This is a genomic window from Acinetobacter tjernbergiae DSM 14971 = CIP 107465, assembly GCF_000374425.1.
GTDB lineage: Bacteria > Pseudomonadota > Gammaproteobacteria > Pseudomonadales > Moraxellaceae > Acinetobacter > Acinetobacter tjernbergiae.
On the sequence record NZ_KB894360.1, the window covers coordinates 42,309 to 64,126 of the forward strand.

A 21,818-nucleotide genomic window follows, 5' to 3' on the forward strand; every position below is an offset into this window, starting at 1 on the left:
ATATGGGATCAATTATACAGCTACACCAAAAGATGCTGCTAAAGGTCCTAAACCACCTGCAAAACCTTGACCAATGGCACGGAATTTCCATTCGCTACCATTTTTATATAGTTCACCAAAAATCATTGCTGTTTCTGTGCTGCTATCTTCAGATAAGTCATAACGTGCGATTTCACTACCACCTGCATCATTACAGACACGGATATAAGCATTTGCAACTTGACCAAAGTTTTGGTTACGCCCTTGACCATCATAAATAGTCACTGCAAAAATCACTTTAGCAACATCCGCTGGGACTTTACTTAAATCAACGCTCAGTGTCTCATCATCGCCTGCGCCTTCGCCAGTACGGTTGTCACCATTGTGTACGACTGAACCATCAGATGATTTTAAGTTATTAAAGAAAATAAAATCATTATCAGCACGTACTTTACCGCTTTCAGTGACAAGAAATGCAATCGCATCTAAGTCAAATGCTTGACCATCAGTTACACGAGGATTCCAACCCAAACCTACTGTCGTTTTGGTAATTCCAGGGGCTTCTTTTGTTAAACTAACATTTCCGCCTTTGGTTAGACTAATTGCCATTGAAGTGTACTCCTTATTCTACTGTTCAAATAAATATTGATTCTCATTTGATATAACAGATTTTCTCTACTATATCTATATATTTTATGAAGATTTTGCTTGTCGCTTCTCATAAGCAATCGATGAAAAAATTGCCCAGATAATGAAAGCGACACCAATCAATCCAGTCACAACTTCAGGAACATGACCGCCTGTACCCGTATAAAGCATGATTGCAGCAAGAATACCAATCGCATACATTGCGCCATGCTCTAAGAATACAAATGCTTCTAATGTACCTTTCTCAACCAAATAAATCGTCATCGAACGGACAAACATTGCTCCGATTGCCAAACCAAGCATAATCACCACAACATCTGTGGTAATTGCGAATGCACCAATAACACCATCAAAACTAAATGATGCATCCAGTACTTCTAAGTAAAGGAATCCGCCAATACCTGCTTTTACAATCGTACTAGATGCGCCTGATGCTTTTGATTCATCCTGACTTTCATCACTTTCTTCTGTCTGACTACTTTCAAGTAAATGTCCTAATGCCTGAACACCGACATATACCACAATCCCCCAAATACCAGCTAAAGTCACCACAAGTTTAGTTTCCATATCTACTAAACTCACCATAATCAGCAATGCAATCATGGCAACAAATACAGACATTGCAGGAACATTGGCAAGATTCGCTAATCGTGATTCCAACCAGTGAAACCAGTGCGTATCTTTTCCATCATCAAATAAGAAATTCAAGAAGACAAGCAATAAGAACATTCCGCCAAAAGCTGCAATTTCAGCATGGTGCGCAAGCAGTTTTTCTGAATAATGGACTGGGTCATTGAGCGCCATTTTAACAACATCAATCATTCCCATATCTGCTGTGATTGCAACAATCACAATTGGGAAAATCAAACGCATCCCAAATACAGCAATCAGAATACCGACCGTTAAAAATATCTTTTTCCAGAACTCATCCCAATGACGTAAGATCGAAGCATTCACCACTGCATTATCAAAAGATAGAGAAATCTCCATCACTGCTAAAATGGCAGTAATTAATAAAACGCGAAGCATGGTTTGAATACCTGCCTCTGGTCCATGGCTGAATCCCCACCAAGCGGATAACGCTAAGCAGATTATCGTGAAAATAATTGAGAAACGAAAATGTTTCATTGTGTCCCTTTTGATAAAAATCTTATCGTCATGATTTAAAAATTAAACTTAACCGACTTGAATACCATATTGTTGGCACATTGCAGCCAATCCGCCAGTATAGCCTTGACCCACAGCCTTGAACTTCCACTCACCGTTATGGCGATAAACTTCGCCAAAAACCATTGCCGTTTCAGTTGAATAATCTTCTGCTAAATCAAAACGAACCACTTCAACATTGGTATCTTGGTTTACGACACGAATAAAAGCATTCGCAATTTGACCAAAGTTTTGTCCACGTGCTTGTGCATCATGAATCGTTACGGTAATTGCGACTTTTTCAATCTCAGGTGACACTTTCGATAAATCAACCAATAATGTTTCATCATCACCATCCCCTTGACCAGAACGGTTATCACCTGTGTGTTCAACCGAATGATCTTGTGATTTAAGTTGATTATAAAAAATAAAGTCATGATCACCACGAACTTTACCTGTCGCAGTTAATAAGAATGCACTTGCATCCAAATCGAATGCTGCTCCATCCGTTGCGCGTTCGTCCCAGCCCAAGCCAATTAAAATACGGACTAAGTTAGGATCTGTTTTACTAAGGGAAAGATTTCCCCCTTTATTTAAACTAATTGCCATTTTGTATGTTCTCCTCGATAAAATTTATAATTAATGTCTTCATTACTTAAACATAAATATAAGATTAATTTCTATAAAAGCATTTTTACCCAATATTCAAGTTAGATCTTACTTTTATTTACTGCCAGCAACCCAGCGCAATCCAAAATTAAATGCCCGATCAAGTTCTTTATGCCCTTTAACATACTCAACATGTCGCCGCACTTCAATATTACCTTTTTGATTCACTAATTCAACAATTCCACACATACCTAATGGTTGCCCTTCAATCAAACGAATCTCAATCGGTGGCTGTTCAGGTACATAAATGGTCACAACCGCATCTGTTTCAGCCCAATTTGGAACACCTTGATAAATAAATGCGAAAATCACAACCCGATGAATCTGATCCCAGTTTTTCCCATTGATTCTCAACCATTCCCCACCTTGCAATGCTCCTGTACGATCATCACCAGACAATTCAATGAATGGAAAGGTATGGAAGTTTCCAAAACAGTCTCCTAAAGCCTGTATCACAGACCTCGTTCCATCTTGCATCTCAAACAGACACCCCAAATCAAGATCAACACTTTTGCCATGATTGCGCATTTTGTCAAAAAAACTGTTTTGTTTTGTCGCTGTTTTTTGATTCCAATTCAGATTAATTTTAATTTCACCAAAAGCCTGATCTTTTTTTGTTAGATTAATTTTATTGTTTTGTTTATCTAGACTAATCTTACTTAAACTTAATTTCTCAGGTTTTGGCGGTACTGGAGCAGTTTGAACAGCAGGCGGTGTATCACTAATCTCTACACCAAAGTATTCTGACAATGGCTTTAATCCACCATTAAAACCTTGATTCACAAAACGGAATTTCCATAATTCTTTGTAACGATAAACTTCTGCCAAGATTAAGGCTTTCTCCGTTTTCTCTGCACTTTTAATCATTGCTGTGGCAGACAACTGACCATTTTCCCACAACTCAATCTGTATATCCTGAACTGCATTGATCGTCAGGTTACCATCAATTGCAGCGCAAAATGAAACTTTGCTGATTTCAGCTCCCAACAATTGGGTATTGACATTAAATTGGGCTAAGTAAGGCGTCTTATGCGTGGATTCTAGCAATTCCACACTACGATTTGGCGTTTGCTTTTGTCCATAAAAAATCATGTCCGCATCGCCGCGCACTTTAGCTTGGGCATTAAGAATATATGCACTCATATCCAAACTTATTTGTTCGGGCATCGCCGTCTTTATTTTTATTTGAAACTGGGACTGTGTTAAAGCTAAATTCGCCCCAGTAATGAGTTGTTGCATTGCGATACCCTCGTTTATATTATTTGGATTTGTTTTAAATGAAATTTAATTATTTTTACATCATAGCGACAATTAGATTTTTAAACCAAAAACTTTAGCTCGCTCTAAAATTCGCTCTGCCCAATGTTTATGTGTGGCAGGTTCAAGCATTGAACCATGACATGCAAAAACTGCCTGTGCATCGTGATTTAAAATATCTTGTGCTTGTTTCAATTCAATTTCATTAACTTGAAATGCTTGATGCACAATTGGAATTTGTGCTGGATGAATAATGGTTTTGCCAGATAAACCATGTTGAATATCTAAGTACAATTCATCTTGTAATAATTTAACTTGGCTAAAGTGTTCACAGACTGGCGCACTTAAAGAAAAACCATACGGCAAAAACTGCCCAGCTAAATTCGAGATTAAAGCCCCGATTGGCGTTTGATATAACGTCATATCATTTGGACGACGTAATGCCAAACAGTTTAATAAATCATTACCACCTATTCTCAATACCAATACAGGATGGAATTGTTGTTGTAAAGCTTGTCTTAATTCCTTCATTTCCCCCATATCAAATGTGTCAGGTGTTTCTAGGGTCGGCATCAGTTTTAAATCAGATGATAAAATCGCATGCCATTGATTCAAATTAGATAAGCCAAATTTAGGTAAAACCATACCATCTAATAACTGAATCTCTGCCCATTGCATCAGTTCTTCTGCCATTTCTAAATGGCGAGGACGAATAAATAACTGTGGATGCTGTGAGTTTCTTTGATTCTGTTGTAGATGTTGCAATAATTTTTTTAAATTCTCTTTCGCAAACTCAACATCATGCTCGACCACGGCATCTTCTAAACATAATACCACTGAACGTAATTCAGGATATTTTTCACCTTTCACCACTTGCCATAAATCTGGTCGCGTGGCGGGCATATATAATGTTGCCCCCAATGACAATGCAGATAACATATTAGTTTTTCCCTAATTTTTGAATTAATGTAATGGCACGATAGGGTGCAATTTGATCACCAACGACTTTGGTCGGTGTCTGGGTAATATCCGTAAGATGACGTAATAAAGCAGTATCAGCATCATCGGCATCTCGTAATAACACCAAATCAGGCACACGGCGCAAAATTGCACGTGTTGCTTCTGCAATACTCGGCTTAATTCGATTTAAATTGGTGATCTGATATTGCTGTGCCAAATCTTGAATCACTTGCTGGCTTTGTTGGTGCTGTTGTTGCCGTTGTGTCTCTGTCCAAACTGCATTTGGCTGAACCGAACATTGACGGCGGATTTGATTAATTTTCTCAATAAACTGTTGTGATTGATCAAATTTTTCTAGCTGAGTATATTCAATACAACTATGCCATTGGTCAATATTTTGCGCATTAATCTCTTCGGCTTTAAGTGGTTCACCTTCACAAATCGTTCGCGAAATTAAACCTGAAATTGTTGAACCCAACACTCCTGACGGAATCAACCAATCATCACCACTTGCAGCCAACCATGCACAGCCCCCAATATCAGACAATACAACCAAAGGCAGTGGTCGATTGGCAAAACGAGGGTCATCTCCCAAACTCCGCTGTAATTCTTGTCGAATTGCGCCTTTGCCTGTCCAACCATCCACAAAAACAATCGATTGATGTCCATGTTTGGCAATAATGGTTTCTAAGGCTGCAAAATCAATCCCGCGATCACGAAGAATACTCACCCCATAATGGATACAAGGACGATCTAAATCTTGTAAAGCATGGTAAAGCAACACACCTAAGGGTACACCTGCACGCACAAAACTCACCAACACGATTGGCTCAACAAATTGCATTGCTAAGCTTTGCGCTAACTGTTGTACATTCTCCGCCAAACGTTGCTGCCCTTGTTGCAAAGCATTTTCATACAGCGCTAAATGACGTTCAGAGGGTGCATGTTCCTGACTAATCATCTGAGAATAGTGCTTTTGCCCAGACTGAATTAAATGTTCTTTCTCTACGGTATCCGTCGCCTGAATATGAGTGCGGCGCAATAAAAAGATCACTTGTTCAGGTAAATAACTGCCACTAAACCCTTGTTTTGAAATCAGTGCATCGGCTTGTTGCTTATTGATAATCGCCATAATACCCTTCTTGTACATATTGTTGCGCCAAGTTATGTTTGACCCAACGATTCAATTGGCTATGATTTGGCATGCCCCACCAATCGCATAAATTTAAAAATTCAACATCAGACAAACTATCACCAAAACCTAAAACGCTACGTTGTGGCACATCAAGTTGCTGTAATAAGAATTTTGCAGCATTGGCTTTACTGACAGGTTTGGGGATAAACGCCAAATTATTACCATTCAAATGGAAATAAAATCCATCTAATAATTCATCACTCAAACTATTCAATAATTCAGGTAAAAAATTCGGCGCATATGGATTGTCATTTTCAGTATTTTGCTTGGCAACAAGATATAAACCCAAACCTTGTTCTTCAACGATCCATGTCCGAATTGAGCCGAAGTCAACTGCTTGTTGTATAACTTGCATTAAAGCCTGCAACCGCGCTTTATAAGGCAGTAAAACCTGTTGCATCTGTGAATGCCAATCTTGGTTAATTGACAGATCAGCATTTAAAACAGTTCCACCATGAGAACATACCGCGCCATACTGAAATGGCAAATGGACACGAGACAGTGCTTCCGCACTACGAGCAGTCACAGGAATCACATGCGTACTTTGTAATAACCATTGCACAAAATGTTGTTGTACAGGGTTCATATACGCCAAAGCCTGTCCCTGTTTATCGGTCGTTGCCATTTTAAAGTCGGGTTGAGGCGTAATTCGTCGATGTGTTTGAAATAAAGTATCATCCAAATCAACTAACATAATTGGAGCTAAAACGGGAGTTGAACTTAATAAAAAATCAGTCATAAAAACATACAATTAAGAAATATGGTGAGGGTAATCTACAGCACTAATTACTTCGGCATTTGGTAACGCAGCTAATAATTCGGTCGCCACTGAATCTTTCGTCGTTTCAACCGTAATAAGGATCCGATCATAATCTACTGGATTGATATTGTAGACAAAGTTTTGAATACCTAGACCATAGTTATCCGAAAATGCCAATCCCGACTGAATCGCATGTCCCTCTGCGATCGGAGAACGTGTAATCGCACTGAATTTCACATCCGCACCTTGTTGCTGTAAATGTTCCGCCAATAAAAAAGAAGACCAAACATATTCACCACTGCCTAAAACCAAGATTCGTTCTTGTGCTTGAGCAGAGAGTCGAATATGTGCAGTTGTATCCTTTACGGGTAAGCGTCCCCATGTCGGTTGCGCTAAAGCTTCAAATTCACCAAATGCAATCGTATCGACTTTTGGCATCTCAATTTTTTTAGGATTTTCAGCATCTTGCCATTGCCATGTGCCTGTCATCAACGCCACAGATTGACACTCTAGACCTGAAATATGAATCCCTGATGACCAATCCGCTAAAGTTGCAGTCACCACATGCGAAATCTCATTTAAACTTGCATTCCGCAAAGCTGAGATCAGATTAATAAAGGTTTTCCCTGTCGAAGCTTCATCATCAACCAGAACAATACTTTTACTCGCTAAGATCTGAGCATGAATTTCTGGATCAGCTGAGCTATATAACAGTTGATCTTGCGCATGACTGTGTTCTTCTAAAAAACGAACGAGTAATGGCGCGTCTGCCACAGGATGTCGAGTCGTTGTGACATACAAAGCATCAGGATATTGTCGTTGTAACACCTGATGGACACCTGCCCCCAAACCAACGGCGGTTTCTGCCATCCCAATCACCAGAACAGGTTCAGGTAAATTTGCAGGAACTTGTTGTGCTAAATCAGTAAAAGCTTGGCGAATAATCACAGGACTCACTGGAATATGCCGACCCAATACTTTTGATACAAATAAAAAAGCACGTTTTGGGTTAATACGTTCGGCAAAGCCTAATAAATCTTGCCATTGCCATACATTATCTTTGCTAGGTTGTAAGGTTAATGTGCCGCGCTGCAATTCAATCTTAATCATAAAGCTTTATCATTCAAATCAGTAAAAGGTATATTTAGCGATCAAATCTGGAAGTTAAACTTGCAGACTTTGACTAATATTTCGAACTGTTATATTGCTAGGCATAACTTCCGCTTGGTACTCATGCTCAAGAAACTCTGAAATAAGAGCAACCACTAAATTAACACCACTATGGAAGGTATGACTAATTCCACCTGAAGGTCGTGGATTGACTTCTAAAATATAGAGTTCACCGACATGGTTATAACGCGCTTGCATATTCACTAAACCATCACAATGAAATAAACGTGCTACGCGTCGCCCAAGATCAATTGCAGGATCATCCAAGGTTAAGGTTTGATAATCACCACGATGTTTATAACGAGCCACGGCATAACGCACTTCACCATGAACACACAACATATCGACAGAACATTCATGCCCAGATAAAAATGGCATCACCAAATAGGCAGGGGTTTGTGTGAGCTGACGATAACTTTCAATAAAGGTCTGTGGATGAGCTTTAAAATTTTGGCTGTTATGAAACATATCGAACGGTGTAGCATTTGGGTCTAAACGCCAAAATCCAGAAGCAAATACTCCTGTCACAGGCTTCACACAGACATCACCTTGCGCTGACCATTCATCATAAGCAGTTTGTAATTGATCCGCTGTTTCAACAGTCGTTGCAGGCACAACAGGAATATCATGCTCTGTACAAATTTGTGTAAATGCTGATTTATCATGTAGCTGCCCTACATTTTCTGCGGTATCACAGCCTGCCATTAGACGAATACCAAGCGCATCAAAACGATGCTTTTGCTCTAAATAAATACGTCCAAATCGTCCAGCAACAATCAATTTAACCTGTAAGCGCTGTGCTTGCTCCAACACCCATTCTACTCGTTCTGACAAAATAGGCTCTTGTAAAGCAATATCCGCAGCAGATGTAATTTCAGGGCGCAAATCCTGATGAGATGCGATGATATGAATCGGAAAATCTGAGCGCATTTGCTTTGCAGCTAAGACCAAATCTCTTTGACAAGAATGTGCTTGAGTAAACCAAATTCCAATTGAATGCGGAGAAATCACCTTTGTTTCATCAATTTGTGGAGCATTTAAATTTAACTTTATCATTAAGGACACACTACCATCTGAACCACCACTAAACGCCCGCCATCCTGACGGGATAATAAAATTTGCTTGCCATCTGTTAATTCAATTTTTGTACCAATCGGCACGACTGTCTTCGTTGCTACATCCATCAAATCAGGTAAATTTTCATTGACCAACCACCATTGCCCTTGATGAAAAATAAAATAACCCACACGTTTAGTTTGCTCAGCAGTCAAACGCTCATTGGGTGCAATTAAACTATTCGCATGCCACTGATAAATTGACTGCCCTGTCCAGACCATTAACCGATGGTTATCAGGTCTAAAACTCCCTTCTTGACGCGCTGAATATAAATTTAAAACAGGTAATTGCCCTTTAAATTGAGTACCACAGAAAGGACATATAGGTTGTGTCGTATTATCAAAAATATACCATTTTTGACTGCAATTCGTATTTAGACAAGGTTGAATTAAATCAACTGTTTTCACCAAAGCAGTTTCCCAGTCATTTGCTGAGGGACGCTGTTGCGGTTGATGTAAACCTGTCACAAAACTTTTTAAAAATAAATCTTTAAGATAAGGGCCTGTCACATCAAAAGGAATTTTTTCTGGATCAGCCCAAGGTAAAGCACTCGGACGAACTTGACTTACTTTGACTCGATTACGATGATCCGTTGGATGTTCAATAAATAAAGCTTGTTCACCCATTGCAAGATTTTCATCTCGTTGAGGATCATTGAGATCATGCACTAACCCACCACGTAATGGATGCCGATATAACAAATACATATAAATTAATACAGCTAAGGCATGCCGATCGGTCATGATATTCGGTAAATGGCGTTTTGGGTCATCTTTTTTCAAATGATTGGTCTGTATCACTTCAGGCGCAATAAAATCAGGCGTTCCCACAACATCAGGCGGATATTTACCTGGGACAACCAAACCATCCACATCAATTACACAAGCACGACCCGTCACAGGATCAATGAGAATATTCTTATACGATAAATCAGAATGTGCTAAGCCTGCTGCATGCATACGCCGTACTGCACGCGCAATCAGGATGCAAATTTTTAAATAATTCAGCCATGTGCCTTTTTCTCGTTCGTCAAGGAAACGAGTTTGGTTATTGGCACTTGCAAACCACTTGCCTTCTTTTTCTTTGCCTTTAATTCCCAAAAAATCATCATTCTTTGAACCAAATTCAAAGAAAAATGCCTGTTGATAGGTCGGAGCTGTGATTCCAAGTAAACCATTATATTCCACCAAACCATCAGGCCAACAAAACACATTCTTCCAATAGTCACCACCAGCACTATTAAAAATTCCTTGCCATTTATTGCCGACAATTTCTTTTAAACGATCTTTTTGACGCTCTAATTCTGCTTGTGATTGATAAAAACTGTTTTTCTCTTTCGTAAAAAAACAGACGACATAAGATTTATCAGGTGAAAAATACACATCTTTCATCGCACCTGAGCCAATCACTTCATCCACAAATGCAATCGACCGACCATCTAGAGTTTGACATTGAATGATTTTATTCATCTTTAACCTCTAAGCGGCTTATCGTGTGCATTCAGTTCTGAGTTTTTTTGATCATCGTTCTCATCAGCCCTTTTTTGCAATAAATCTTGCCATAAAACCGCCAAAGTACGATCATCATGATGCCCTGCACTAAAGAATTTTGACCATTCCAATAAGGCTTGATCTGGTTTTTCATGCTGCAATTTTGGCTGAATCTCTTGCCACAACTGTTGCCATTTTTGCAGATTATTCAAGCCTGCATCTGTTTCAAAACATGGGTCTGAAATACCATCGGTCATCAGAAATACCGCTTGGCAGTCTTGGAAATAACCAATATTCACCTGTGCACTAAATTGATTGACCACTTGCCGAGATAAAAATCGAGTTTGACCTGCAAACTCTCCACCATCAGGTTTGCCCATCAATCGTATTTTATCAGGGCTATAAACGGCGATTGCACCATCCCCAATCCAAAAACTACTGATCAGTGTACGTTCTGGTTGTTGTTTTACGATTGCAGCCAGTAATGTCGTAGAGAATTTTTTTACATCCACTTGCTGCTGATGTGCTTCGTGTTCAATCGCTTCAACTGCGCTCAAGGCTGCTTGATAAAATAAATCCTGCAACTGCTGACCTAAAGCTTGTAACTGCTGATCCACTTCTCCAACCTGCCAACCTGCTATCAGTTGATCTAACTGCTCTCGTTGTTGCTTTAAATGATCATGCAATACCTGTCCCATAGACTGCACTGCCAGTTGCGAACCACGCCGAGAAAAATCAGCACTCCCCGCACCATCCGCCACGATTAAAATAGCCCAATCACTGTTGTCTATTTGCCTTATCAGAAAATCATCATCACGAAAAGTTCCTGCATGCTCATGTGAACGCCCTCTTTGACTACAAGCAGCAATCTTAAAAGTCTCTGCTTGAATGTAATCAGAATCGCTATGACTTTTCTGATAAGGTTCATTTAAGTCGGGTTCATTGATTTGCCATAAACTGCGTGGATCAGGCGTGACAATAAAGGTAACTTCACCTTGCTGCCAATCGGCTTGTTCTGGATTGATTTTATATTGAAAATTTAACTTAAACTCGCCCGCCTGCAATGGCGTTCCTTGCAACTGCTGCATATCCTGATTAAAAAAGAGACCTAACTCATCTGAGATTTCAATACGATCGGCACAGATATAAACCAGTTGTTGTATCGGATGTTGCATTTGAATCTTGGCTTGATAAATTTGCCCAACACGTGCATTTGGAATCTGAAAATAAGGCATTTTTTTCACCGTTTTTACAATATCGACTGAAGTGGCATCTGCACTCAATCGATAAGGGGGAATCATCTCGAATTGGGTATCAATTGTTGAATTAAATTCATTACGATTCTTCGTATATCGCTCTGATCGCAAGCTTTCAGCATGTGCATGAATTCCCCCATTTTCAGGTACTATTTCACGATCACACTGTTGATCGAAGCTGCTTAAACTATTTTGACAAGGTAAATAAATGGCACGTCGTCCTTGTTGCAAAATATGGTATAGCTGAGTTTGGTGAAAATATGGGAGTTGCTCACATTGAAAAGCACTCGCATCATAAATCTCTTCAGCCAAATCATAATAAGCATTATAAATACGTTTGTTTTTGAGCAACTGACTGATCCATTCTGCATTTTCGCTCAAGTCAGTTGATTTAGTTTTATCTTGTAATAATTGCGTTAATAAACCAGTGAAAGCGCTTTGTATCTCTGGATGTAAAACTTGAGACATGCTTATTCCTTATGGCTATTTTAACCACGCCCTCGTTGTACATCAAAACCATCAATTCCACCATAACCAAAGCGAATTTGGCGACGACACCACGGACAGGTTGCTTCTTCACTGAACCCGTCATAACACATCAATTGACCACAACCACACATTGCAAATGCGGTATCAGCCAAACAATGTGGACATTCAGGTGCGCCTTTTAATAAGGTTGTATTGACTTGTTGCTGATGTTGGCTCTGATCAGACCACGTAAAATAATCTTCATCTATTTTGCAACATTCAGTTAATTGAAAATGATACAAATTAAGTTCGATATTTAAATCTTGTGGGGCTTTGTACTGAATTTCTCGCTCATATTTCATCAGATAAGGACGATTGAGCTTCGCACAACGCCCGACAAAAGTGACACATTTTTCATCCACCAACGTATTTTTAGCAGGAAGGTCTTTCACCAATCGCATATAGCTTTCATCTAAACTTGGTAAGTGATTATGTTCCTGCCCATCACCAATACTCTTACTTTGTGCTAATACCGAAGCACTAATCCATTGGAAAAACTTTTTAAAATCATGCTCATTCAGCTCATCAAAGGCAATACAATGCTCTGTTAATTGTTTTAAAGTTTGATAATCCACATTTTTGCCCATGCCTAAGGCAATTAAAGTGCAGCGTCGAGCATATTTTTTCTGCCAACGATAAATTGCATCTTTACATTCATCTGTTGGACGACCATCTGTAAATAAATACACCACAGGTTTCCAATCACCTTTGGTGTCCTCAGTGGTTTTTATTAAATGGCGATCAAATTCATTCATTAAATGCTCTAAAGCCTTGCCTAAATGTGTACCACCACCTAAAGGTAATTTCACAGGATAATAGGCAAATACTTCAACCAACGGAACCAGTGTTCGAACCAACCCAGCAAATGCAATCACAGAAACATAAACCGTTTCTAAAGCATAAGGATCTTTGCGCAATTGCTGCATGATTAACTGGATGCCTTGCTGCATCTGTTGGATATTCTGTCCAGCCATCGACTCAGAACAATCCAATACAAAAAAAACAGGTAAACGGCGCATCTTTTATCCTTAATGATTGATGATCGAATTACAAAACTAACTGTACTTCTGGCGGAGGTGGCGGCAATGAAATCGAACCTGAAATACCTGCACTACTACTTCCTGCGACCACACTGGCTGAGACCCATTTAAAAAATCCAGAAAATGAAGCTGCGTCCATAGTGTCCAATACCACAACCTTATCCGTGAGTTGCAATAAGTACTCTTGCTTTGCTTTCGGGCCAGCCGCACATGCCACAATACTGGCAAAATTGAATTGTTGAATCACAGGAATGACCTGTTGATAGGCATAAATATCTGAGGGTGAACCATCTGTCATGATGAAGAGTAAAGGTCGCCAATCGCCTTTCTCATCCGTTGTATTCGTTTGTACTTGTTGATTAACACATTCAGCAAGAAGCTCCAAAGCAGCTCCCATAAAGGTTGCCCCTGCACTTGGCGCCTGAATTTCGGCAAGTTGCACTTGCTCCAAAGGGGTTAAAGGCAAATAAATTTTTGCTTCTAAATCAAAAGTAATAATACTTAAATAAACACTTTCTAATGCATAAGGATCTTGACGCAATGCGCTCAGCATGGACTGCAATCCGACATTCACTGAGTGAATCGGCTCACCTCGCATAGACCCAGACGTATCCAACAAAATATAAACAGGCAAACGACGCATAGAAAGATCTCTCAGCTACAGAATACTAGGGCTTTCAAATATAAATAGCCCTAGTATTTATTAAAATGTTGATCAGAATGGTTTAAGCATAGTGTTTTAACCATTCAACAAAAGAATCAGAGGATGATGCTTGCCCTACAGCATTAAATGACCAACCCGATGTTTCTCGTACCAATTCAGCAAACAATAAAGAACGTTGCTGCTCATATTGTCCTGTTCCAGACAAATCAAAACGCACCATTTCTTTACCTGTGGCATCAACAGCACGAATAAAAGCATTGTTCACTTGACCAAAATGCTGCTTATTTTCAACCGCTTTATAGATTTGAACAACAAATACAACTTTATGATATTGTTGAGATAAGTCATTTAACTTAACAATAATCTGCTCATCATCTCCATCGCCCGCACCCGTACGATTATCACCTGTTAACCAAATATGCCCCGAACCATGATATTGATTATTGAAAAACACCACATCGCCATTCTGTAAAGTCACATTCCCTTGCGCATCACGCCCTAGATTATTCACTTTACCATTTTCACCGACTAAAAATGCGATTACATCCAAGTCATAATCCGCAGTACCACCCCCAAATAATCCAAGAAAACTTTTTTTCTGCGCTTGAATATCCCAACCCAAGCCAATGGTGACTTGGGATAAATTATTTTCGGTTTTCTTTAAACTAATACCCTGACCCTTACCTAAACTAACAGCCATTTTTATGTACCCTTTTTTTTAATTTAAAAATTTATGAAGCTCTGTTATTTCTAGTGATATTTTTTGATTTGGTCGCTTTTATATCATCTAGTTTTATTGATTAGGTTTACCTAACAAATAGCCAAATAAAACAGCAGAATGTTTTAGATTCTAACTGTTTATCTGACTTACATTTTCTAACACAAACGATAATTTTTATCTATAAAAATCATTAAGAAGTAAGAAATAAATACGGAGCTGTCTACCCCTTATGAACTGAGCTGAATGTTTTGTAATTCTGCATCAAAAGTCTCTATCAAACTCTTAATAGTTGGCTCTTGTTGCAATAACTCGACTGCCCGATGAAACGCTTTTTCTTTACGTGCATTTTGCATGATTAAAGGCGTATCTGAACTCACTGCGCCATACTGGACATTAAATTGTGTATTTGCCCATTGTAGTTTCAATTCATCTTCAATACCTTGTCGTAATTGCGTTAGCATCCCTTCATACTCTTGTGGGATATGAAAGATAGATACACCATCAATCTGCCCTTGCATCACACCGTGTTGTGCTAACTCCTGAACAGCAGGTGACAACTGACTGGTTCTAAACCAATATTCCCATTTTTCTAGACTCCATTCACCTTCTAAAACTTGTTCACGCAGTTTTAAAATATCTTGTGGCATTAAATTGCTTTGTTCTGCTTCAAGCGTTGCAACGATTGTTGTTTCAATGAAAATATCAACATCACGCTCTACAACCTGCTCATCCCTCACTTGAACATGTTGTTCCACCTCAACCGCAATATTTTGTTCGACAGGAAAAATCAAAACATCATCTGATTGCATAAGATCAAACTGAGGGTTTAGTTGCTCTAAACTCTGCTCTAAACCAATAAGCTCTCCATCCTGTGCATCAAAGACCATAAGCTGATGATCTTGCATAGCAGGTTCAGGTTCAGGTTCAGGTTCAGGTTCAGGTTCAGGTTCAGGTTCAGGTTCAGGTTCAGGTTCAGGTTCAGGTTCAGGTTCAGGTTCAGGTTCAACACTAAGCACTTCCTGCTGAACTGCAAGTTGAATATTGACTGGCTGTGGCGTTTGTTGTAATTGCTGAACATGAGATGAAATTACACTCGGTTGAGGTACGTCAACATGATGAGGATTATTATTCCCCTCAATCGTGATCTCACCTGCAGACAAAGGTCTAAATGCAAGCAAGCGTAAAACACACATTTCAAAACCTTGCTCTTGGGTGACAGCCAATTGCAAATCTGATCGTCCTTTACATGCAATTTGATAATAAAGCTGCAAATCTTGAGCAGAAATCAGTTTAGAAAGTTGCAAAATTTTCTGATTTATTTCTTCACTATATTTCAAAGCAAGATCAGGTAAATACTGCAACAAAGCCAGTTCATGTAATGTCGAAACCAATTGATCCAACACCAATGACACATCTAAGGCTTGTTGCCTAAACTGTAAAAGTAACTGGCTCACACGCGCTTGCTGATTTTGGTGAATTGCCAAAATCAAATCATAAATAATGGTTCGATCAATCAATCCCAACATGTCTTTCACATCTTGATGATGGACTGCACCCTGACCATAAGCAATCGCTTGGTCAGTTAAAGACAATGCATCTCGCAAAGAACCTTGTGCAGATTCAGCAATTTGCCAAATCGCATCCTGATCTGCGTCAATATGTTCTTTACTTAAAATCGCCGCTAGATGCGTTGTAATTTCATCAACAGCTAAAGGACGCAAGGTAAACTGTAGGCAACGTGAGATTACGGTGATAGGTAATTTTTGTGGATCTGTGGTCGCAAATAAAAATTTTACATGCTCAGGTGGTTCTTCTAGTGTTTTTAAGAGCGCATTAAATGAATGCGTTGAAAGCATATGTACTTCATCAATCAAGTAGACCTTGAAGCGACCTTGTGTCGGTGCATAAGGAACATTATCGAGTAACTCACGTGTATCTTCAACTTTGGTACGCGATGCTGCATCAATTTCAATTAAATCAATAAAACGACCTTCATTCACCGCCTTACATGTCGCGCAGACTTCACACGGCGTTGAAGTTACGCCTGTCTCACAGTTCAAGCATTTGGCTAAAATACGGGCAATCGTGGTTTTTCCGACACCACGCGTTCCTGTAAACAAGTAAGCATGATGCAAGCGTCCACGCTCTAATGCGCTAGTTAAAGCACGAGAAACATGGTTTTGCCCCACTAACTCATTGAAATTACGTGGACGGTATTTTCTTGCCAGTACTTGATACATGTATGCTCCTTTTTGCAGCTTAAGGATACTGTTTTTTTGAAAGGACTGTAAACGAATACGCTTCTAATTGATCAAGTTTAAATACATTCAATTCTTTTTAATGACGATTTCATCACTTTTATACAAGACTTGCACCGATAATCAACTCAAGGGAGAATACACCTTAATTTTTATGTTGTTGGCTTCATTCACATGTCTCAATCTTTAACGGTATTAGGCGGCATTACCGCAGAACAATTTTTAACTGAATATTGGCAAAAAAAACCTTTGCTTGTCCGTAATGCAATGCCTGAAATTATCGGGTTATTAGAACCCGATGACGTCAAAGAGTTGGCTTTAGATGAAGACATAAGTGCTCGTTTAATTCGACAAAAAAATAAAAATCCAAATGAATGGCATGTAAAATCATCACCATTAACCAAAGGTGATTTCCAAAAGTTACCCAATCTTTGGACCATCCTCGTTCAAGCTGTTGACCATTATTCATTTGATATTGCTGAACTTTGGAAGAAATTTCCATTTATCCCACAATGGCGACGTGATGACATCATGGTGTCTTATGCACCTAAAGGCGGCTCGGTCGGGAAACATTTCGACTTTTATGATGTGTTTTTAGTACAGGGTCATGGGCATCGCCGTTGGCAATTGGGTCAAATGTGTGATGAATCAACCGCATTTGTTCCAGATCAACCATTAAAACTATTAACAGAAATAGATGTCCAGTTTGATGAAGTCCTTGCACCTGGTGATTTATTGTATGTACCACCTGGTCTTGCTCATTATGGTGTTGCTGAAGATGACTGCCTCACCTTCTCTTTCGGTTTCCGTATGCCAAACCTAGCTGAAATGAGTGATCGATTGAGTGAGCAATTTGCAAAAAATTCAGCACTGAAACAACCTTTAGCGGACATTACTCGCCAAAAAACTAACAATATTGGTGAAATAAACGGTACAGAATTCTCTTATCTAAAAACACAATTGCTCGACTACCTCACACAAGCACCTGAGTTTGATGCAGCCATCATGGCATACATGAGTGAATCTAAATATCCGAATAGTATTCCTGAACCAGAAGAAATTGCAGTAGATGATTTACTTGAAGTCATTCATAGTGGCTATCAATTGCTACTTGAACCTGCTTCAAAAATACTCTACCGCCAACAAAATGATTGCTTAGAATTTTGGGCAAATGGCGAGCAACTATGTATTTCTCAGACATTTGAGGCAGATCTTAAACAAATTGCTGATGGTATGAGCATTATCTTTGATGAACAGTTCAATCGAACCGAAATACTCGAAGATATTGCGCAACTTTTAAATAATGCTGTATTAATGCTATTACCTCCCAGCGAATAAAACGCTGAATCAATAGCTTCGAGAATAACTAAACTATTTGCAATCATAAATTGAGTTAATCTTTTTATTACAATAGTTTAGTTATACTTAAAAATGTTGATTCATTTATTTTTATAAGAATTACACTTTAATGATTGAATACGAATAAAAAATTTATAAACTAACTATTTATAACTTAAAACATATATTACATCTAAATAATTTTTAACTAGAACGGAGAAAACCATGTTTAAAAAAGTACTACTTTGTTCGTTTATTACATCTTCACTTTTCATTCAAGCAGCCAATGCCTGTACACGCGCAGTCTATTTAGGTAGCAATGATCATATTATTACTGCTCGCTCTATGGACTGGAAAGTTGATGTGGGTACAAATCTATGGGTGATGCCAAGTGGCATAAATAGAGATAGTAATGCTGGCCCTAAATCACTCAAATGGAAATCAAAATACGGTAGTGTGATTGCTACAGGCTATGATGTATCAACCACAGATGGTATGAATGAAGCAGGTTTAGTTGCCAATGTATTATGGCTTGTCGAGTCTGAATACCCTGATGCAAAAAAGTCGAATAAACCTCAACTGAGTATTTCAGCGTGGGCACAATATGTCCTTGATAACTATGCCACCGTCTCTGAAGCAATTACTGTACTAGAAAAAGAACCTTTTACATTAATTACAGATAATGTTCCCGGTGAGCAACGTTTAGCGACACTTCACCTATCTCTTTCAGACAAGAGTGGAGATAGTGCAATTATTGAATACATTAATGGTAAACAAGTCATTCACCATGATAAAAAATATCAAGTCATGACGAACTCACCTACCTTTGACCAACAACTTGCGCTTAATAGTTATTGGCAGCAAATAGGTGGCACTGTGATGTTACCTGGAACCAATAGAGCTGCTGACCGCTTCGCAAGAGCTTCTTTCTACATTAATGCGATCCCCAAAAATGATAATCCTAAAGAAGCGATTGCCTCCGTATTCAGTGTTATTCGTAATACATCCGTTCCTTTTGGCTTAAATACAGAAGAAGAACCCAATATTTCATCAACACGATGGCGAACTGTTGCAGATCATAAACAACAACTTTACTTTTTTGAATCTGCTGTATCACCCAACGTTTTTTGGATAGATTTAAAAAAAATCAACTTCAAAGATGGTGTCACACGTAAATTAGATTTAGGGAAAGATCAGCAAAATACTTTTGCTGGAGATGCAACAGATCAGTTTAAAATTGCAAAACCATTTGAATTTCTTGGCCCATCATTGCACCATTAATATTTTAACGTCAAAATAAATGAGAGAAGCTAATATGAAAAAAGTGCTATGTTCGCTTAGTCTATCTGTAATCTTAATAAGTGGCTGTACAAATTTACAGAATTCACCCACCCCATCAACCGCTATAAATAATCTTTCTACAGCTGGTTCCTTAAGTTGTAAAGTAAACGAACTTTGTCCAAATGTAGTAGTTGAATGGGATAAACAACAGAAAGAACGTTTAAAAGTTGATGTCGCATTGACAAGTACTTATGAATATTACGATATAACAGGCATGACCTTTTTTGTTGACGGAAAATCATTTAACTATCTTCCCTCTGAAAAAACCCAACAAAAATATATAAACCGTTTAATTCCAAAACGTTCATCCAACACCTTTATTATTCCGAGTCAATTTCTTTATGAACTTAAAAATGTAAAAGATGTAGAATTATCAATTGAAACAAATAAAGGATCAATTAAACGGCCTGTTTATAGTGCTACTCAACAATCTATGCTTTATCAAAACTTTGCTAAATTAATCAATGGTTTGCAAAAAAATAAATAAAAATATTTAAAAGTCAGTTATTTAGATAACTCCTAAATAACTGACTCAGACGCAAAAATTTGAGACTGTAACTAGAAATTACACCTTTATGATGAACACTTATAATACTTAGCATAAGAAAAATCTTTTTCTTTATTCTAATTAACTCTTCTTTCGATTAATTAACTCTATATATTCATAATGTTAACTTTATCACTTATGATAACGACTAAATATCAGAATACATTAAATAAATAATATTAGTTTTCCCTATGATATTTTCAAAATAACATGTAAAATCCCATGCCAAAATTGCATGACTGAATGCAAAACAATGCTCTTATGGCGATGAGCGAATTCGAGGCTTTGTATGTCAAAAAAAGAAGATATTATTAACACAGCATTAAGGCTTTTTAACTCACATAGTTATAATTCGATTGGGGTTGACCGAATTATTAGTGAGTCTGGTGTTGCTAAAATGACGTTCTACAAATATTTCCCATCTAAGGAAAAATTGATAGAAGAATGTTTACTTCAACGCAATGTAAACCTTCAGAGTTCTCTCAATGCAACATTATCTGAGTGTGATCCAACTAATTACTTAGAGCAAATTAATGCCATTTTTCAATGGTATGATGCTTGGTTTAATAGTGAAGACTTCAATGGTTGTATGTTCCAAAAAGCACTTGAAGAAGTCATTAAAATTTATCCTTCTACTTTGAAACCAGCTACACAATATAAAATATGGTTAACAACACTCATTCAGAATTTGTTAACAAACCTAGATATTCGCAATCCAACCCATTTAGCGACTCTGATCGTCAGCATCTTAGATGGAATGACTATTCAAGCACATGTAAATAAAAATTCTGTGCAGATGAATGAATACTGGACACGTGTAGAACATTTGATTAATTTTGAAAAGGCTTTAGCTTAGGCGACCTCTTCTCCTTTAGAAGAAATAAACATAAAGGGGAAGTTTTACCATAAATTTTTAATAAAAAATAAAGCGTGATTTATAGTTATGATTGTGACTCACGCTTGCGTCTGAATTATGAAAAGAATAATAAAAATATTACCCTCTGGTGGTCGTACGTGTCGCACATCCCATTCCTTTTTATGCTTTTAAAGACAGATCGTTCTGTCTTATTTTTATTATATACCGTTCTCATTAAAACACAATCATTTTTTGAATTTTTTATATTTATTAATTATATTAATCACTTAATTTTATTGTTTAGAATATTTTAACAATAAGTGTTTTGAACCATCATCCATCAATATCTTTGCCTCGGAAAGGCTATAACAATAGATCCATAAGAAATTAGCAAATAAATATAATTTTTACTGATATATATATTCACAAAAAACCATTGTATTTATCCAGTTTTAATACATTTTTATCTTTTTCTCACTTTATACTAACTCCGGCTTAAATGTAATGAGGATGATATGCAAAAGGATATAGAGATCAATGTGATGAGAGAGTCAGCAAGCTCTATTGTTAATATACTCAAGTCTTTGGCAAACACTGATCGTTTAATCATTTTATGCCATTTAGCCAAACAAGAATTAAATGTATCTCAAATTGAGGAAACAACTCACATCCTGCAACCCACTCTGTCACAACAACTGATGATGTTAAGGAAAAGTAATGTTGTTTCGACACGCCGTGATGGTAAGCAAATCTTTTATTCAATTAGTGATCCTAAATTAAAAGTCATTTTAACCACACTCTATGAGAACTATTGCCCTGATATATAGCCTGAGATAAGCAATTTCGGAGCTTTTAATACTTTCAAGAACATGCATCTTT

At 38.0% G+C, this 21,818-nt stretch carries 20 protein-coding genes; 5 read left to right on the top strand and 15 right to left on the bottom strand.

Features of this window, described 5'->3' with window-relative positions; genetic code table 11:
• Positions 1-12 precede the first annotated feature (12 nt).
• The 15 genes from C502_RS0107430 to dnaX form a co-directional block, all read right to left on the bottom strand.
• Positions 13-588 (bottom strand): TerD family protein, encoded by a 576-nt coding sequence (locus C502_RS0107430; protein ID WP_018678204.1) that lies wholly within the window; start codon positions 586-588, stop codon positions 13-15.
• A gap of 84 nt (positions 589-672) precedes the next feature.
• Positions 673-1,755 carry a DUF475 domain-containing protein gene (locus tag C502_RS0107435; RefSeq protein ID WP_018678205.1) on the bottom strand — a complete coding sequence of 361 codons (1,083 nt, stop codon included), beginning with the start codon at positions 1,753-1,755 and terminating at the stop codon, positions 673-675.
• Between the two features lie 48 nt (positions 1,756-1,803).
• Positions 1,804-2,382 carry a TerD family protein gene (locus C502_RS0107440; RefSeq protein ID WP_018678206.1) on the bottom strand — a complete coding sequence of 193 codons (579 nt, stop codon included), beginning with the start codon at positions 2,380-2,382 and terminating at the stop codon, positions 1,804-1,806.
• Positions 2,383-2,496: 114 nt separating this feature from the next.
• A complete protein-coding gene (locus C502_RS0107445; RefSeq protein WP_018678207.1) occupies positions 2,497-3,681 on the bottom strand; it encodes a TerD family protein in 1,185 nt (394 codons plus the stop codon).
• Between the two features lie 72 nt (positions 3,682-3,753).
• Complete coding sequence (locus tag C502_RS0107450) at positions 3,754-4,638, bottom strand: HpcH/HpaI aldolase/citrate lyase family protein (protein WP_018678208.1); 885 nt, start codon at positions 4,636-4,638, stop codon at positions 3,754-3,756.
• Position 4,639: 1 nt separating this feature from the next.
• A complete protein-coding gene (gene stiP, locus C502_RS0107455; protein ID WP_018678209.1) occupies positions 4,640-5,791 on the bottom strand; it encodes a cysteine protease StiP in 1,152 nt (383 codons plus the stop codon).
• Complete coding sequence (locus tag C502_RS0107460; protein WP_018678210.1) at positions 5,775-6,593, bottom strand: HAD hydrolase family protein; 819 nt, start codon at positions 6,591-6,593, stop codon at positions 5,775-5,777. The genes stiP and C502_RS0107460 overlap by 17 nt, the downstream gene beginning before the upstream one ends.
• A 12-nt stretch (positions 6,594-6,605) precedes the next feature.
• On the bottom strand, positions 6,606-7,724 hold the full coding sequence (locus C502_RS0107465) for a phosphoribosyltransferase domain-containing protein (RefSeq protein ID WP_018678211.1): 1,119 nt from the start codon (positions 7,722-7,724) through the stop codon (positions 6,606-6,608).
• A gap of 54 nt (positions 7,725-7,778) precedes the next feature.
• Positions 7,779-8,840 (bottom strand): ATP-grasp domain-containing protein, encoded by a 1,062-nt coding sequence (locus tag C502_RS0107470; protein ID WP_018678212.1) that lies wholly within the window; start codon positions 8,838-8,840, stop codon positions 7,779-7,781.
• Positions 8,840-10,369 carry a helix-hairpin-helix domain-containing protein gene (locus C502_RS0107475; RefSeq protein ID WP_018678213.1) on the bottom strand — a complete coding sequence of 510 codons (1,530 nt, stop codon included), beginning with the start codon at positions 10,367-10,369 and terminating at the stop codon, positions 8,840-8,842. Before C502_RS0107475 ends, C502_RS0107470 begins: the two co-directional genes overlap by 1 nt.
• Before the next feature lie 2 nt (positions 10,370-10,371).
• Positions 10,372-12,114: a PP2C family serine/threonine-protein phosphatase gene (locus tag C502_RS0107480; RefSeq protein WP_018678214.1), complete on the bottom strand. Its 1,743-nt coding sequence runs from the start codon at positions 12,112-12,114 to the stop codon at positions 10,372-10,374.
• A 20-nt stretch (positions 12,115-12,134) separates the two neighbouring features.
• On the bottom strand, positions 12,135-13,193 hold the full coding sequence (locus tag C502_RS0107485; RefSeq protein WP_018678215.1) for a TerY-C metal binding domain-containing protein: 1,059 nt from the start codon (positions 13,191-13,193) through the stop codon (positions 12,135-12,137).
• 28 nt (positions 13,194-13,221) lie between these two features.
• Positions 13,222-13,857, bottom strand: a complete 636-nt coding sequence (locus tag C502_RS0107490; RefSeq protein WP_018678216.1) for a vWA domain-containing protein — start codon at positions 13,855-13,857, stop codon at positions 13,222-13,224.
• 82 nt (positions 13,858-13,939) lie between these two features.
• The gene (locus C502_RS0107495) at positions 13,940-14,578 is read right to left on the bottom strand and encodes a TerD family protein (RefSeq protein ID WP_018678217.1); all 639 of its coding nucleotides are present in this window, start codon (positions 14,576-14,578) and stop codon (positions 13,940-13,942) included.
• Between the two features lie 248 nt (positions 14,579-14,826).
• The gene (gene dnaX / locus C502_RS0107500) at positions 14,827-16,839 is read right to left on the bottom strand and encodes a DNA polymerase III subunit gamma/tau (RefSeq protein WP_018678218.1); all 2,013 of its coding nucleotides are present in this window, start codon (positions 16,837-16,839) and stop codon (positions 14,827-14,829) included.
• A gap of 192 nt (positions 16,840-17,031) precedes the next feature.
• Here dnaX and C502_RS0107505 point away from each other — a divergent pair, with 192 nt between their 5' ends.
• The 5 genes from C502_RS0107505 to C502_RS0107525 all read left to right on the top strand — a co-directional run bounded on the left by C502_RS0107505 (position 17,032) and on the right by C502_RS0107525 (position 21,766).
• A complete protein-coding gene (locus C502_RS0107505) occupies positions 17,032-18,195 on the top strand; it encodes a ribosomal protein uL16 3-hydroxylase (RefSeq protein ID WP_018678219.1) in 1,164 nt (387 codons plus the stop codon).
• 225 nt (positions 18,196-18,420) lie between these two features.
• Positions 18,421-19,476, top strand: a complete 1,056-nt coding sequence (locus C502_RS0107510; RefSeq protein WP_018678220.1) for a linear amide C-N hydrolase — start codon at positions 18,421-18,423, stop codon at positions 19,474-19,476.
• 34 nt (positions 19,477-19,510) lie between these two features.
• A complete protein-coding gene (locus C502_RS0107515; protein WP_018678221.1) occupies positions 19,511-20,023 on the top strand; it encodes a hypothetical protein in 513 nt (170 codons plus the stop codon).
• A gap of 349 nt (positions 20,024-20,372) precedes the next feature.
• Positions 20,373-20,939 carry a TetR/AcrR family transcriptional regulator gene (locus C502_RS0107520; protein ID WP_018678222.1) on the top strand — a complete coding sequence of 189 codons (567 nt, stop codon included), beginning with the start codon at positions 20,373-20,375 and terminating at the stop codon, positions 20,937-20,939.
• A gap of 515 nt (positions 20,940-21,454) precedes the next feature.
• A complete protein-coding gene (locus C502_RS0107525) occupies positions 21,455-21,766 on the top strand; it encodes an ArsR/SmtB family transcription factor (RefSeq protein ID WP_018678223.1) in 312 nt (103 codons plus the stop codon).
• Positions 21,767-21,818 lie beyond the last annotated feature (52 nt).

Excerpts from the sequence above, each read along its gene's own strand:
- C502_RS0107430 (WP_018678204.1), bottom strand. The coding sequence starts at position 588 with ATGGCAATTAGTCTAACCAAAGGCGGAAATGTTAGTTTAACAAAAGAA.
- C502_RS0107435 (WP_018678205.1), bottom strand. The coding sequence starts at position 1,755 with ATGAAACATTTTCGTTTCTCAATTATTTTCACGATAATCTGCTTAGCG.
- C502_RS0107440 (WP_018678206.1), bottom strand. The coding sequence starts at position 2,382 with ATGGCAATTAGTTTAAATAAAGGGGGAAATCTTTCCCTTAGTAAAACA.
- C502_RS0107445 (WP_018678207.1), bottom strand. The coding sequence starts at position 3,681 with ATGCAACAACTCATTACTGGGGCGAATTTAGCTTTAACACAGTCCCAG.
- C502_RS0107450 (WP_018678208.1), bottom strand. The coding sequence starts at position 4,638 with ATGTTATCTGCATTGTCATTGGGGGCAACATTATATATGCCCGCCACG.
- stiP (WP_018678209.1), bottom strand. The coding sequence starts at position 5,791 with ATGGCGATTATCAATAAGCAACAAGCCGATGCACTGATTTCAAAACAA.
- C502_RS0107460 (WP_018678210.1), bottom strand. The coding sequence starts at position 6,593 with ATGACTGATTTTTTATTAAGTTCAACTCCCGTTTTAGCTCCAATTATG.
- C502_RS0107465 (WP_018678211.1), bottom strand. The coding sequence starts at position 7,724 with ATGATTAAGATTGAATTGCAGCGCGGCACATTAACCTTACAACCTAGC.
- C502_RS0107470 (WP_018678212.1), bottom strand. The coding sequence starts at position 8,840 with ATGATAAAGTTAAATTTAAATGCTCCACAAATTGATGAAACAAAGGTG.
- C502_RS0107475 (WP_018678213.1), bottom strand. The coding sequence starts at position 10,369 with ATGAATAAAATCATTCAATGTCAAACTCTAGATGGTCGGTCGATTGCA.
- C502_RS0107480 (WP_018678214.1), bottom strand. The coding sequence starts at position 12,114 with ATGTCTCAAGTTTTACATCCAGAGATACAAAGCGCTTTCACTGGTTTA.
- C502_RS0107485 (WP_018678215.1), bottom strand. The coding sequence starts at position 13,193 with ATGCGCCGTTTACCTGTTTTTTTTGTATTGGATTGTTCTGAGTCGATG.
- C502_RS0107490 (WP_018678216.1), bottom strand. The coding sequence starts at position 13,857 with ATGCGTCGTTTGCCTGTTTATATTTTGTTGGATACGTCTGGGTCTATG.
- C502_RS0107495 (WP_018678217.1), bottom strand. The coding sequence starts at position 14,578 with ATGGCTGTTAGTTTAGGTAAGGGTCAGGGTATTAGTTTAAAGAAAACC.
- dnaX (WP_018678218.1), bottom strand. The coding sequence starts at position 16,839 with ATGTATCAAGTACTGGCAAGAAAATACCGTCCACGTAATTTCAATGAG.
- C502_RS0107505 (WP_018678219.1), top strand. The coding sequence starts at position 17,032 with ATGTCTCAATCTTTAACGGTATTAGGCGGCATTACCGCAGAACAATTT.
- C502_RS0107510 (WP_018678220.1), top strand. The coding sequence starts at position 18,421 with ATGTTTAAAAAAGTACTACTTTGTTCGTTTATTACATCTTCACTTTTC.
- C502_RS0107515 (WP_018678221.1), top strand. The coding sequence starts at position 19,511 with ATGAAAAAAGTGCTATGTTCGCTTAGTCTATCTGTAATCTTAATAAGT.
- C502_RS0107520 (WP_018678222.1), top strand. The coding sequence starts at position 20,373 with ATGTCAAAAAAAGAAGATATTATTAACACAGCATTAAGGCTTTTTAAC.
- C502_RS0107525 (WP_018678223.1), top strand. The coding sequence starts at position 21,455 with ATGCAAAAGGATATAGAGATCAATGTGATGAGAGAGTCAGCAAGCTCT.